Origin of the sequence: Parabacteroides chongii (assembly GCF_029581355.1) — a bacterium.
GTDB lineage: Bacteria > Bacteroidota > Bacteroidia > Bacteroidales > Tannerellaceae > Parabacteroides > Parabacteroides chongii.
Window position 1 is genome coordinate 1,029,084 of record NZ_CP120849.1, and the last position, 15,410, is coordinate 1,044,493.

General features: G+C 42.4%; 9 protein-coding genes and 1 riboswitch. Of the genes, 3 read left to right on the forward strand and 6 right to left on the reverse strand.

Features of this window, described 5'->3' with window-relative positions; translation table 11 throughout:
- Window positions 1-264 precede the first annotated feature (264 nt).
- From P3L47_RS04230 to P3L47_RS04250, 5 genes are all read right to left on the reverse strand, one after another.
- Window positions 265-2,319 (reverse strand): alpha-L-fucosidase, encoded by a 2,055-nt coding sequence (locus P3L47_RS04230; RefSeq protein WP_277782783.1) that lies wholly within the window; start codon window positions 2,317-2,319, stop codon window positions 265-267.
- A gap of 26 nt (window positions 2,320-2,345) precedes the next feature.
- Window positions 2,346-3,806, reverse strand: coding sequence for a TolB family protein (locus tag P3L47_RS04235; RefSeq protein WP_277782784.1), 1,461 nt, complete (start codon window positions 3,804-3,806; stop codon window positions 2,346-2,348).
- Window positions 3,803-5,563 carry a DUF6057 family protein gene (locus tag P3L47_RS04240; RefSeq protein WP_277782785.1) on the reverse strand — a complete coding sequence of 587 codons (1,761 nt, stop codon included), beginning with the start codon at window positions 5,561-5,563 and terminating at the stop codon, window positions 3,803-3,805. Before P3L47_RS04240 ends, P3L47_RS04235 begins: the two co-directional genes overlap by 4 nt.
- Before the next feature lie 86 nt (window positions 5,564-5,649).
- The gene (locus P3L47_RS04245; RefSeq protein WP_277782786.1) at window positions 5,650-7,503 is read right to left on the reverse strand and encodes a RagB/SusD family nutrient uptake outer membrane protein; all 1,854 of its coding nucleotides are present in this window, start codon (window positions 7,501-7,503) and stop codon (window positions 5,650-5,652) included.
- A 15-nt stretch (window positions 7,504-7,518) separates the two neighbouring features.
- The gene (locus P3L47_RS04250; protein ID WP_122361458.1) at window positions 7,519-10,800 is read right to left on the reverse strand and encodes a SusC/RagA family TonB-linked outer membrane protein; all 3,282 of its coding nucleotides are present in this window, start codon (window positions 10,798-10,800) and stop codon (window positions 7,519-7,521) included.
- Window positions 10,801-11,358: 558 nt separating this feature from the next.
- Window positions 11,359-11,485, forward strand: a riboswitch (FMN riboswitch).
- Between the two features lie 119 nt (window positions 11,486-11,604).
- Between P3L47_RS04250 and ribB the strand changes: the two genes are divergently transcribed.
- Together ribB and P3L47_RS04260 are read left to right on the forward strand one after the other, a co-directional pair.
- Window positions 11,605-12,273 carry a 3,4-dihydroxy-2-butanone-4-phosphate synthase gene (gene ribB, locus P3L47_RS04255; protein ID WP_277782787.1) on the forward strand — a complete coding sequence of 223 codons (669 nt, stop codon included), beginning with the start codon at window positions 11,605-11,607 and terminating at the stop codon, window positions 12,271-12,273.
- Between the two features lie 102 nt (window positions 12,274-12,375).
- Window positions 12,376-13,809 (forward strand): aspartate ammonia-lyase, encoded by a 1,434-nt coding sequence (locus P3L47_RS04260; protein ID WP_277782788.1) that lies wholly within the window; start codon window positions 12,376-12,378, stop codon window positions 13,807-13,809.
- 150 nt (window positions 13,810-13,959) lie between these two features.
- On the opposite strand, the gene P3L47_RS04265 is transcribed toward P3L47_RS04260, so the two are convergent.
- Entirely contained in the window at window positions 13,960-14,292 is a 333-nt protein-coding gene (locus P3L47_RS04265) for a DMT family transporter (protein WP_122361357.1), read from the reverse strand.
- A 159-nt stretch (window positions 14,293-14,451) separates the two neighbouring features.
- Here P3L47_RS04265 and P3L47_RS04270 point away from each other — a divergent pair, with 159 nt between their 5' ends.
- Window positions 14,452-15,405 (forward strand): nitrilase family protein, encoded by a 954-nt coding sequence (locus P3L47_RS04270; RefSeq protein ID WP_277782789.1) that lies wholly within the window; start codon window positions 14,452-14,454, stop codon window positions 15,403-15,405.
- The last annotated feature ends 5 nt before the right edge of the window (window positions 15,406-15,410 follow it).

The window sequence follows — 15,410 nt, forward strand, 5'->3', positions numbered from 1 at the left end:
GAAATTATACTTATCACGTAAGGTTTGTTGCTCTTCTACGTTTAAGGAAGTAAAATAAGCTTTCCATCCCGGGCAGAAATTAATATGCCAACGCCAAAAGCGTCCTATCAAAGATTTAGGACTTCTTTCATACTTCGCCCGCAAAGGGCATTTGTTACAATGATGATTCATAATAAGTTATTTTTATAGACTTGTACAAAGATATAAAAAAACAGCAAGCGCCTTCACAGGTACTTGCTGTCACCATCAATTATGTTGAATACTCTAGTCTTCCGTAATGACGGAAAACTCAGCAATCCCAACACGTTTAGCATTATCCACTATTCGTGTCGCCTTAAAAACCAAATTCTGACCTCTTACCGGCTCAAAACGTATTTCCTGTTCGATCGGGTTATGCTTTATATTGGAAAATTCTCCGGAAGCAACCACTTTTCCGTCCACCAGTAACTGATAATCAGAGATATGTCCATTAGCATCACGTCCCTGATTGGGGGTATAGACAAATCCTTTTATAACATGAGGGTCTCTCAGTTTTATGACCAATTCATTTTTACCTTCAGGCAAATAACAGGTCGAGTAGCCGTTCCCGTCAAAAAGTAAAGCCGTATGATCATCCGTGGGATTCAACACGTTGTAATCTGAGGCAGGAAGATCGAAATAACGTATCCCGACAGGTCCTGTTTTACCGGATTGGGGATCATAGGTTACAGCCTTGACCGTTCCTTTTTTATCCAGGATAAACGGAGCTTTATATTTCGCAGACTGAACAGTAGGTTCCGATCCGTCCGTCGTATAATGCATATCACCCCCTTCACTCTCCACACGAATGGAAACCTCATTTTGGGCATTCCGTACAATCATTGGCTGCTCCAGTAGCGGAGGAGCCAGAAATGCCTCCACATTATTAATGCACAACGGCCCTTTCGCCTCGGTGAAACTGATACGTAACGCATCTGCTTCCGTTGTCTTGAAACGAACAATCCGTTTGTAACCTATCGTTGACAACGTATCTGTAGTCTCTACCGGCTGCCACTTTCCATCCTTTTCCACATCCAGTGTAAAAGAACAGACACGTTGCCCCAACGGGATATATTCCTGAATCAATACTCGATTCAACAAGGTTCCTGCCGGCAATGGGAATGTTAATGTACCCGTTGTTACGCCATCGGAGGTAGCCCAATAAGAATCCCAATTATCATCCGTTGTATTTGTAGATCTATAAGCACTGCCACGTTCCTCACTGGCTTTAGCTCTAATTCCTTCCAACAAATTTTTGTTCAGCTCAGCCTTTATCGCATGAGACCAGTCAACCGCACGTGCCGAGTCCACCGAATGAATCTGTCCATTCAAAGCCACGGGAAAATTCAACAGGAAATTGGCGTTATGGCCTACACTCCGGTAATAGAGGTCCACCAGATTCGGTACAGTACGAACCTGATGGTCTTCCCGATGATGATAGAACCATCCCGGACGAATCGACACATCACATTCTCCCGGAAGCCATTGGTTACCATCCTTCATACCCCATTGATTCTGTGTATAATGAGTTTCTTTTTCCAATGAATAAGGAGCCCAGTTCGTTTCGCCTGCCCAACCAGACTCGTTGCCGATCCAACGGATATCAGGCACCGTACCGCCGAATATCATTGCGCCCGGATGTTTCGCCTTAATCATCTGCCGAGCAATCTCATACCCATAATATTCTTTCGGATTAATAGAACGGCTTTCGTCGGCACCACCATACCAGCCATTACCGCCATTCGCTCCGTCAAACCAAAACTCGAACAAAGGACCGTAATTAGAGATCAATTCATTGATCTGCTCATGATAAGTTTTTTGATAACCTTCTTGTCCATACTCCGCATTGTGGCGATCCCAGGGCGAGAGGTAAAGTCCGAACTTCAGACCATACTTTTTGCAAGCATCCGATAATTCGCGCACCATATCTCCTTTTCCTTCTTTATAAGGAGAATGAGAGATATTATAATCGACTGTTTTAGTCGGCCATAAACAAAAACCGTCATGATGTTTAGCTGTCAGGATCACGCCTTTCAGACCTGCCGCCTGAATGACACGCACCCATTGTTCACAATCGAGGTCAGTCGGATCGAATGTTTCGGCAGGCGTATTTCCATATCCCCATTCCAGGTCATTGAAAGTATTCAGCCCGAAATGTACAAAAGCATAATTTTCCATTTTCTGCCATTCGATCTGTTCCGGTGTCGGAACAGGTAGAACCGGAGCAGGAGGAGCCACTTCCTGACAAGCCAGAAGCGAACAAGCGCATAGGCCGAGAATCAGCATGTTTTTCATTTCCATATTATCCTGTTTTAATCGTTTCTTAGTTATTTCCCCATAAAAGAGACTTTACAATTCTTACCTTCTTTGATTCGGGAAGCCAATCGGTACATGTCCATTTTCACTTTCCCTTTGACAAATTCCGGAATATTATACGACTTGGTAAGGAATGTATAATAATCGGCAGATTCCTGTGGCAAAAGGAACGGTTTCGAAAGAATACCGCCCTCATCCACATGGGCTATAAAAGGGCGTGTATACAAACCATCCAACCGGCGACTGCTGAACACGACCCATTTACTGTTGGACGACCAGGAATGGTAGCTGTCCGTATCCGGACTGTTCACATCCTCCGTCGGGACTTGTCTGCCCGTGTCCAGGTCAAACATGCAAAGATCCGCATCCTTATGCCAAATCGGAAATGTTCCGTAAGAAGTAGTCGTACAAAGCAGATACTTTCCATCCGGCGAAACACGCGGGAACAAAATACTCCGTTGCTCCGTTTCCGCCTGATAAACCGTATCGACTGCAGATCCGAATGTTCCCCTTTTCGGATCGAACGAGATACGGCAAAGACTGTAACGGAGTTCTTTCAATCCTTCCGGTACCCGGACAGCCGGAGCTGAACAAAAATAAAGAGATTTCCCGTCCGGCGAAAAAGTCGGGAATGTCTCAAAACAATTCTTCGAGAATAAAAACCCGGCTGTCAGAACGGTCCGTTTCTCCACATCGTAAACAACCACATCGGAAGCTTTGTCGTAGACCTCTGTACGGTGGACCGGATGCGTATCCTGCGTCGTATTATTCACAGAAAAAGCGACATATTTCCCCGACGGGTGCCAGGACGGATAAACCAACGCTGATATCGTATTTTCAGTTTTCGTATCCAATGTCTCTATTTTCTCACCGTCGACTAACACCGTACACCCATATTTAGCACGAATATGGAGCAACATCTTATCCGGATCCTGATTACAGAACGAATGGCAATTCATACAATTGCTATCCGTCAAACGGTTTTCCAGAATAGGATCTTGTTCAAAAGAACACAGTTCCCGCTGATAGATACCCATACTTCCCCACAACTGATAACCCGGATCGATCAGGCGATAAGCGATATAAGGATCGATCGGGTCTGCCGATACGTATATATGGAAAGTACGAAAAGCTTTCCATTTCCCCGCATCTTCCACCAAGACAGAGATATCTACCTGTTTTCCTTTACCCACAGCCAGCAGCTTCTTCCACTTCGCATCGGGTATAGAAAGTGATCTGTTCGACGTATAGACAGAAAACAAACATCCTTCCGTCTGAAAAACCGTACAAACCTTCCCGTATCCCCGGACAGAAAAATTCAGCGGAGCTATTGTCGCAGGGATTGTCACCCCCACATAATCCGGATAAATATCCGGCAATTCATCGATCTGAACGGAAACGACAGGCGGCCGATCAGGAGAACATCCCCCTGATAACAATATAGCAAACAGAAAATATAACAATTGTTTCATTTATCCATTGTATTAAACATATAATAAAACCAGTAAGTCTTTCCAAACTCGGGAGCCAGTACTACTGCCGGGTTCTGTCCGAAACGGGTTCCCTCTTTTACTTTCTGCATAAAAGTCAGCGCCCGATTCCTTACTTTTACACTCACCCCATGTTCCAGCCAGAAATGCGGATCGTCAGGATGGCAAATCACCACAGCCTCCTGCTGGCTGTCAGTCATCTCAGGCCACGCAGGAGTCCGGAAAAGAGATTCCTGCAAAACCATATATGTACCGATATCTTTATTCAATAACAGGAATGATGTCAGATATTGTAAACCACCTTTATTATCCGGGCAAGCCGGCACAAGATGTGTCAATGTACTGACCGGATCTGTATATAATTCAGGAATAGCAGCCTCAGCCTTCCAACAACGACGCTTTAACCCTAAAACAGGATCTTGTTCTACCGCCTGGTCGTTCTGCAGAAAACGACGGTAAGAAGAAGCCCACTCTTTATAATGCCAGGTATTTTCGAGCAGTCGGATATATTTTTCCGCTACCGGATAAGCTCCTGTTATAATATTTGTTTCCACCAATCTCTTCAACATCCGTGGATTACCAGAAGGGCGGGAACTGACCAACGCCTCAAAAGCAAATTTCTGGGAAGTACTGATAATCCCCATACAATAATACAGATCACTATGTAATTCAGCCGTAAACACCGACTGATCCCAACGTAACATCAATGTCTCTATCCCTCCCTGCGGATAATCGAATAATCGTTCCGATAATTGTCCCGTCTGCGCCAGTGCCAAATTCAAATTACACATACGCCTTTTTGACAAAACTGTTTGGTCAAAACCGGATATGATCTTACCCCATTGCCCGGTACGGACATAATAGTCTTGCTGAAACTGGTCGAGAGCATCTATTTTTCCGAAATGGATGATACTTTCATAACCTAATAAAAAAATAATCGCCCATTGAAAACCTTCCCACCAACATTTCCCTTTAAAAGATACGGGAGAGTGATACTTTTTCAAAAAAGCAGCCAATAACATGGCTGCCGGAAGAGCATACCAGGAATAACAAATCTGTGAATTATGGACCTGCGGATTATAGTAAGCATCCGGAAAAAAAGCCATTGAGATATTCGTACTATACCCTAAATAGCAACCTCCAACAGCAGAAAGAACGGCTACCGGCAGGTAAATGATACAAATATATTTCTTTGTTCCATTGGTCAGAAACTCTAAAAGGAGAGCGGAAACAGCAAATAAATGAGTAATCGGTCCGGCGATCAGATAAAGGAGAGGTATTATACATAGACCGTAAACAAGTCGGATACGAGGGGATAAGTTTACATATATCCATAAAAAAAGTAACAAAAACAAATAAGCTATCGTTCCCTGTTCCAAATAGTCGTAATCGAGGTGCATGATCAGCAAAGAGAGCCAGGGAAGAAAGAAAACAACAGGCAAATCATTCCGAATACTTATTTTTTTCAGAATCAATGAAGAGACTATAGCGACCAAAGTCAAAAGAAAGGCTGTAATAACGGGACCTATCCCTATAATAATATAAAACTGTGAAAGAAATTCCGAGAGATAAAGAGCCATACCGCCAGCTTGCTTCCATGTTGCAGCAGCATACTGACCCGTAAACTGAAACATTTGAAATTGTTCCTTAAAAGGATACAGGAAACGGAATACATAAAATAAGACTATAACTTGCAAAAAGAACAAGATAAATCCGGATGTCAGGTTCTTATATTTCATATCGGATAATTTCATAATAAGGAAATAATAAGAACAGGGGACAGATATGTTCCCATCCCCTGTTTTTATCAGTTAATAACTACCTGTTATTCCCAGCCCGGATTCTGCTTCAGAAGAGAACCGTAACTTGCAGATAATGTAATCTGGCTTGTCGGAACCGGATAATATAAACGCTTATCATTCGTAGTCCATTTACGACCTGCTTCGCTCAGACTTTTACCTGAATACATGCGGATATAAGTTTTACCATTATATTCGAGTAAATCACGAGCTGTTGCTCCTTCGAATACTTCAGGTTGATATAATTCTTTTACTTTATCCGTGACACGCATACCCAGATATGTTTTGGGATTTTCAAACAATTTCATCGCATTCCAACGCATAATATCGTCATAACGGAAACCTTCTAATGCCAACTCGATACGACGTTCACGACGAATTTCATACAACAGCGGAGTTATTGAATATCCGTAATCAACCGGATCCAAATCAGCAACCGGAGAGACAGTCAGATGTTTCATATTAACACGGTCACGCAATTTATTGATCGTTTCATCTAAAACAGCTTGTGTACACTCGCTCAATTCACATTTTGCTTCAGCGTAAATCAACAGGATTTCTGCATAGCGGAAAACAAACCAATCATAAGAAGAAGTCTTAACAGCATCCTGCTGACTCTGACTTGCCGAAACCAGTTTAATAGGTGAATAGCCTGTAGATGTACCTGTCAATCCCGGTGCAGAATGAACAGTAGCCCCCGGCTCTTCAGAGCCACTGAATTCTTTCTTATCATTGATACCGGTATTTACCACACGCATACCATTACTTTTCACTGTATATGGACGGAACTTACTGTCTATAATCTGATACATACGAGGATCGCGATTTGTCATTTCATCATCCAGTGTTTCGTCACCTTTATACTCCTGACTATTTGCAATAGGCAAACCGTCCGTACAAAGGAACGATTCTGCAAAATCTTTAGAAAGGCCGGCACCTCCGCCACGAGCAAGATTGTGAGTCAATACATCGGCTTCAAAAACACGGGCCAAAATACATTCTTTATTGCTTGTTAAATCCTCCTGTGTAAACTGGTTGGCATAATACAAAGGATAATTGGCAAACGCAGATTGGTTTGCTCCGGCATCCGCTCCTTGTACAATATCATAAAGTCCACTATCCATAACCTCTTTAGCGAGAGTTGCTGCTTTTTGCAATAACTCCTGAGAAGTAGGAGAAGTCGAAACATTATGATATTTTTTATATGTACCGTAATGCAAACAAACTCGAGCCAAGAATGTACGGGCAGCATCCTTATGTAAAGCACCTACCTCTGCCGCACTTTTCTCCGGCAACCATTCGATTGCAAATTCCAAATCTTCGATAATTTTCCCCAATACCAAGTCACGGTCGTCACGGGCCTTATACAATTCATCGGTATCTGCAGTTGTCAGATCCTTATCATACCAGGGAACATCTCCAAATGTTTTAATCTTATCGAAATAGTCAAAAGCACGGAAAAAGCGGACTACGGCAACAACCGGATTCACTTCAGATTCAGAAGCATTTACCCGTTGATAACGAGTCATAAAATAGTTCAGGTTACGAATATTATTCCAGTACCATTTTGAATCGAAATTCGCTTCAGAAGGTATAACCCATTCATTAAACAGCCACTGGTCGGGAGAAGCGGTTAAACGGTTGTCACATCTTTCATCAAGAGTCGTTAAATCATCCAGATTTTCAGTTCCGTCTGACCTTAATCCCTTTCCTGTCAAATTCATGTAAAAGCCTTTGGCATAATTTTCCAGGTCACTTACCGTATTCCAATAGCTATTATCAGTAATACTGTCTTTAGGATTGAGATCCGTCACGTCACAAGCCGTAAATCCTCCCAATAATCCAAGACTTAATCCTAATAAAATATATTTAGTTTTCATTGTCTTCTCTTGTTTTTACAGTGTTAAATTTAATCCAATTGCAACTTTTCTGTTAATCGGGTATGTCAAACCACCCAAAGTCTCAGGGTCGAATGCATCATTCAGCGGAGTGATAGTCAGCAAGTTCTCTCCTGTTACATATAACCTCAGACGAGAAATACCCCATTTGGCTGTCAGATTCTTCGGGATTGTATAACCTACCGTCAAATTCTTCAAACGTCCATAAGCTGCACTTTGCAAATAACGATCGCTTGTCACCCTGTTACCGCCATTTTGCCATCCCGGTCTTGGGAAATAAGCGTTCGTATTCGTCTCAGTCCAATAATCCAAAGCCGGAGTATACGGAACATCCCACTGGCTGGTGAAACCCCAGAACTGAGCGCCACTCAGCATGTAATCACGCTTTCCTGTTCCTTGCCAGAACATTTCAAAATCAAAATTCTTATAATCAAACCCGACAGTAAGCCCAAACTGATAACGAGGTGTTTTATTACCTATAATACTCTTATCACCGGGATTATAGATTGTTTCCTCACCTTTTGTTATTTTACCATCACCATCCAAATCTTCGTATTTTACATCACCGGCACCCCATTTACCTGCATAAAGCTCACTTTGGTCTGCTGCAGCTGCTTCAGCATCCGATTGGAAAAGACCATTTGAATGATACCCCCAGATTTCGCCGATCTTCTGTCCTACATAATACTTTCCATCATTATCGCTCTGTGAATAGAAACCAGCATCATTTCCAGCATACTTGGTAATTGTTGCCTGATAGTCAGATAAAACACCTTTTACCCAATAAGAAAGTCCGTTTTCTAACCGGTCGTTCCATCCTAAAGAAAGTTCCCATCCAATCGTCTTCATATCAGCAGAATTGCTTTTAGGAACACTCGCTCCCAGCGTTGCGGGTAAAGTTGCTCCTGCTACCAACATATCTTTCGTATTACGACGGTACCAGTCAAATGATCCGGTCAAACGATTACTTAAAAATGAAGCATCAAAACCAAAGTCCATTTGAGTAACAGTCTCCCAGGTAAAATCAGAAGCAACAAGTCCCGGAGCTTTTACAATAACGGGTTTGGAACCGTTGATCAAATAATTATAAGATGAATTTGTTCCATAAGTTGCTAAATATGGGAAATTACCCAAATCACCCATAACCTGATTTCCTAAAGAACCGTAGGATCCACGAATCTTCATGTCATTCCACCAACCTTTCAACGGTTGCCAGAAGTTTTCTTCTGAAATACGCCATGCAGCAGAAACAGATGGAAAGAAAGCATAACGATGATCTTTCGCAAACTTGGATGAACCGTCATAACGTCCGTTTACTTCAAGCAGATAACGTTGTTTATAGTTGTAGTTAAGACGGAAGAAGAAACCATTAATAGCCCAATAGGTATCTTCGGAAGACATACTCTGTTCACCTGTAGCCAAATCCAAGTCAGGAATGTCTTCAACAATCAGGTTTGTGCGTTTAGCATTATATTTTTTGTTAGACTTTTTCTCCTGGTTATAACCTGCCATAATTTTGAAATTATGCGTATTATCCAAGAATGATTTGGTATATTCTGCAAATGCGTTGAAAGCATAGTAATAATCTTCATTGGTCGTATAATTGGCATAACTCGGCTTTGTCCAACCATAAAGGGCTTCAGTTCCGGCAACCGCTGTATAATCAGTAAATGTCCGCTGAACCTCTGAAGAATTCTTGCTATATATATTATATGTATAATCAGCATTAATAACCAACCCTTCTAACGGGGTCAGCTTCACGGCACCAGTTAACCATATATCGTTGACTTTATATTTCGTATAGCCTCCTAAATCTCCGACAGCAGCTGGATTCGTGTTTCCGTTTTGTCCGGAGTAGTTATTAACACCCTCATCTTCATAAACATAATCGCCTGAAGTCTGGATACCTAAACCGGAATCATTAATAGCAGCCGCACCAGGACTGTAAACCAGCCTGCCGGTATGCCCGAAACGTACAGGCATCAACGGGCTTAAGTCATTTTTCAACATACCACCATAAGCATCAATTCCCGCCGTAGAGTTAGTAATAGGGTGATCCTCCGTAGAATAGTTATCTGTGATTTTAGCACTTACCTGCAGCCATTTTGTCAATTGTGAAGAAAGATTCAATGTGGCATTAAATTTCTTGTAATTATCATCAGCAGTCTTCAAAATACCATTCTGGTCTGCAAAACCAACAGAACCATAATATGTGGTTTTTGAATCTCCGCCACTGATATTAACGTTGTATTGTTGTGAAAAGCTTGTTTTGTACAGCTCATTAAACCAGTCTGTGTTACCACAATAAAGCCATCTACTTTGATTTTGCGATTGATCGAAATATTCCGGATATTTGTAAGAACCGTTCATATAAGCCTTTACATAATCTAACTGTCCCGGAGTGATCAAAGAACTCATTCCACTATTTGCAGCTGCAATATCTCTCATTTCCAGATAATCCAGAGAGTTAATATTATGCATCCTCAATGCCGGACTTTGCCAATAACCGCTTGCAGATACGGAAATCTGAGGCTTTTGTTCACTTTTACCTTTCTTTGTCGTAATCAGGATAACGCCATAAGCAGCACGAGCGCCATAGATAGCGGCAGATGCAGCATCCTTTAAAACAGAAATAGAGGCAATATCATCCGGATTAACAAGGTTAGCATCCATTTGAACATTATCTACCAACACCAGTGGACTACCGCCATTAATAGAGTTATTACCACGAATATTAAAATCGGAGCTACTTCCCGGAGCTCCCCCTTTACTCATCGTTACATTCAAGTTGGGAACAACCCCCTGCAGCCCTTGTCCCACATTCGTAATAGGACGGTTTTCCAATACATCACCTGCAACCTGTGCTACAGCACCGGTCAAATTCTCTTTTTTCTGTGTGCCGTATCCTACGACAACCACTTCTTCCAAAGCTTGTGAGTCTTCCTTTAATTTTACAGAGACTGAAGGTTGTCCTGTATACGCAATTTCCTGTGTTGCATATCCGATGTATGAAATCTGGATAACATCTCCTTTCTTTACATCTTCCAGTACAACCTTACCATCCATGTCGGTCACATTTCCGTTGGTTGTTCCTTTAATAATAACTGAAGCTCCGACCACAGGGCCGAATGAATCCTCTACCACACATGTGACCTTCCCATTTTGTTGGGCCAGACTTACTGACGGTCTCTCCGGCGTTATATCCGCAGAAACTCCTACGGGAACAGTTAAAGCTCCCGCCAGTAGCATTAGACTTACTAATTTAGTTTTTTTCAACATAAAGTTATAATTTAAAGAATACATCTTTTATAAAAAGGGCGTCAGTCCTGCGTATGATCACTTATATTCATTCTCATACTATGAAATTTGGCGTACTTTTTATTCTCATTTGCTTGTTGTTTTTTATCTAGTTCTGAAAGAACTCTGTCCTTGCATCGGTGTATTTGTATACAGGGTTCCAGTTTTATTTCATTGAGCTTATAAATTGTAAGGTATGATATCAATTTCTTGATTTATTTTTAGAACATTCTGCACATACACCTATTCCATTTGTTAAAATTGAACCATGTCACCATATTTTTATATAATTAAATCATGTTTAAGTGAATATTTTAATATATTTGTCTCGACTAAACAGAGTTCTTTCAGAACTAGAGATATTTTCACAATGCTTCTCATTCCACACAAACATCAACATTCAAGGGGACCATGTAAGTATCAGCAAAATAGCTTCGGCAAAATATTCTTCCATACTCAAATCGATATTTAAATCAGAATTCAAACTTTTTTAACCGTTTCATATTCGCACATTTCCTAATTCTTGCTACTTTTGTGGTGAGTATTCTTCGGGGCAGGGCGTAATTCCCTACCGGCGGTGACAGTCCGCGACTCCTCTGTGTTACAGGGGACTGATCTGGTGTAATTCCGGAACCGACAGTTAAAGTCTGGATGAGAGAAGAAGCATTATCTACCATATAATATATACCGGCATATTCATATATGCGGGAGTGTGTTATATATAATACTTTCCAGCCCTGTTGTAATGCCCTATTATAAACAATTATTTTAATACGGGGTTTGAAAATGAAAACTATTAAAGATTTCGGCGTTGACTACAAAGAACGTGTAGAAAAAGCAATCAGTTATTTACAAGCAGGCAAGGGTATCTTACTTGTCGATGATGAAGACAGGGAAAATGAAGGCGACATTATTTACTCTGCAGAAAAAATGACAGTAAAAGATATGGCATTAATGATCCGCGAATGCAGCGGCATCGTCTGTCTTTGTCTGACACCTGAAAAATGCGACTCGCTCGGATTGCATCAGATGGTAAAAGACAACACAAGTAAGAATCAGACCGCATTCACCATTTCGATAGAAGCCAAAAAAGGAGTCACCACCGGTGTCTCGGCAGCTGACAGAATACAAACGATCAAAACAGCCATTGCTCCCAATGCCAAACCGGAAGACTTGTCACACCCGGGACATGTTTTCCCTCTACAAGCCAAAAAGAACGGAGTACTGGAAAGAAGAGGACATACAGAAGGTAGTGTCGACCTGGTCAAACTGGCCGGATTAGGCGATACGGCTGTTTTATGCGAACTCACCAACGAGGATGGTACAATGGCCCGACTGCCTGAAATCATCCGCTTCGCCACACAGCACGACATGACGGTTGTTTCGGTAGACGATATATGCAGATATAGAAAACAATATCATTTTATCACAAAATACACAAATAACACTTACTAAAAATAAAATGATTGACATTTTTTAAATACATCAAAACATTTTTTGATTTCAAAATGACATTCCATATCTTTGTTGCGTAAACAAAAAACAACAGCATTGGACATGAATACTGAATTTACAGGCAAAACCCGCACCGAGAGTGATCTGATCGGCGCACGGGAAATACCCGCCGAAGCATTATACGGCGTACAGACACTCAGAGGGATCGAGAATTTCTCCATCAGCAAATTCCACCTCAACGAATATCCGTTATTTGTCAACGGACTGGCGATCACCAAAATGGCAGCTGCCGAGGCTAACTATGCCTTGGGACTGCTGACTGACGAACAATACCGCGCCATCATGCAGGCTTGCCGCGAAATATTGGACGGACAACACCATGAGCAATTCCCGGTCGACATGATCCAGGGAGGTGCCGGTACGACCACCAACATGAACGCCAACGAAGTCATTGCCAACCGTGCCCTTGAAATCATGGGACATCAGCGGGGAGAATACACCTACTGCTCACCCAACGATCATGTGAACCGTTCGCAATCGACCAACGATGCCTATCCGACAGCCATCCACCTGGGTATGTATGCCACGCATCTGCAGTTACTTCCTTATTTGGAAGCACTGATCGCTTCTTTCCGCAAAAAAGGAGAAGAATTTGCCCATATCATCAAAATGGGACGTACTCAACTGGAAGATGCCGTTCCAATGACTTTGGGGCAGACATTCAACGGTTTTGCCAGCATCCTGCAGGATGAGATCGCTCACCTGGATCATGCAGCGAACGATTTCCTGACTGTCAATATGGGAGCGACGGCCATCGGTACAGGTATTTGTGCAGAACCGGGATATGCAGAAAAATGCATCGAAGCCCTGCGTCAAATCACCGGATGGGATATCAAACTGTCAGCCGACCTGGTCGGTGCAACTTCCGATACCTCCTGCCTGGTAGGCTATGCCGCTGCCATGAAACGTGTAGCTGTCAAAATAAATAAGATATGTAACGACCTTCGTCTGCTGGCAAGCGGTCCGCGCTGCGGGCTGGGTGAGTTCAATCTGCCGGCTATGCAACCGGGTTCTTCCATCATGCCGGGCAAAGTGAATCCGGTTATCCCGGAAGTGATGAACCAGATCGCTTACAAGGTGATCGGCAACGAACTTTGTGTGACAATGGCGGGCGAAGCTGCCCAAATGGAACTGAATGCGATGGAGCCGGTTATGGCACAATGCTGTTTCGAGTCAGCCGAATTGCTTATGAACGGCTTTGAAACACTACGTACCCTTTGTGTGGAAGGTATCGTTGCCAATGCCGAACATTGTATTGACGAAGTGCATCACAGCATCGGCGTAGTGACAGCCTTAAATCCTGTTATCGGTTATAAAAATTCCACTAAAATAGCCAAAGAAGCATTGGAAACAGGTAAAAGCGTGTACCAGCTGGTACTGGATCACGGCATCCTGACAAAAGAACAACTGGATACGATTTTAAGTCCGGAGAATATGATCCATCCGGTAAAGCTGGACATTCATCCTGCCAAATAAACAACCGCATCTATTTGCCATAGTCTGAAAAAAGGACTGTGGCAAAAAGACGATATTTACCGGACGCAGATTTCGCAGACAGTGCAGAGTAACGCAGATAAATTAATTATCAATAAAATAAGTCTGCGTTAATCTGCGTCTGCGATATCCTCAGTGAGAAACCGACTTTGAAAACAGATTAATGATTATAACCCCTGCAATGATCAGTCCTAATCCGGTAATAGCAGGCCAATCCAGTGATTGCTTAAACAAAACCAATCCGATAAGGGATATTAAAACAACTCCGGCTCCCGACCAGATAGCATAGGCTATTCCGACAGGAAGCGTCTTGAGCGTCAACCCTAGAAAATAAAAAGCACAAACATACGAAACCACCGTTATAACCGACGGCAACAACTTTGTAAACTGATCGGAGGCTTTCAGTCCGCTCGTTCCTACCACTTCCAGCACAATTGCCAGAAACAAAAAAACAAATTGTTTCATAACCTAATATTTCTATTTTGCAAGGCAAAATTAGCTGGTCAAAACCGGATAAAAATTATCATATGATAAATTCAACGACAAAAAATAATCACATGAGCAAAGGTACTCTTCAAAAATTCAATACTTTTGCAATTCGATCATCAATTCAATCATAAGACCATGAATCCATTAAAAATTGCAACAGCCCAGTTTGAAACCTATGACAATAACAAAGCGGCTAACCTATCTTCCATACGAGACATCTGCCTGAAAGCTTCTGCCGAAGGAGCAGACGTTGTCGCCTTTCATGAATGTTCCGTTTGCGGGTATACATTCGCCAAAGAACTGTCGCGCGAAGAATTACTCGCCATTGCCGAACCCATTCCGTCCGGAGAAAGTACACAGGCATTGATCAGCATTGCCAGGGAAACTCATGTGACTATACTTGCCGGTTTCTTCGAACGCGATGAATCCGACCGTATCTATAAAGCACATATCTGTGTCGATAAAGACGGTTTAAAAGCTAAATACAGAAAACTCCATCCGTTCATCAACCCTAATATCTTACCGGGAGACCGATATGTCGTATTCGACATCCAAGGCTGGAAATGCGGTATATTAATATGCTACGACAATAACATCGTAGAGAATGTAAGGGCTACAGCCCTGCTTGGGGCAGATATTATATTCATGCCCCATGTAACCATGTGCACACCTTCCCCGCGCCCCGGAGCCGGGTTGGTCGATCCTTCCCTATGGGAAAATAGGGAAAATGACCCGACCTCGTTGCGACAGGAATTCGACGGTTTGAAAGGTAGAGCATGGCTGATGAAATGGCTTCCGGCACGTGCCTACGATAATGCCATATATGCAGTCTTTTCAAATCCGATTGGAAAGGACTACAACGAGATCAAGAACGGTTGTTCCATGATAATAGATCCATTCGGTGACATAATAGCCGAATGCCGGAAGTTAGGTAATGATTTTGCCATTGCCACGATCATACCGGAAAAGCTGGAACAAGCAGGAGGATACCGCTACAGAAATGCACGCCGCCCCGAACTCTATGCCGATATTATCGGACAACCGCATAAATCAGAACAAAAAGTAGCTTGGTTAAACGCAAAATCATAAAATAA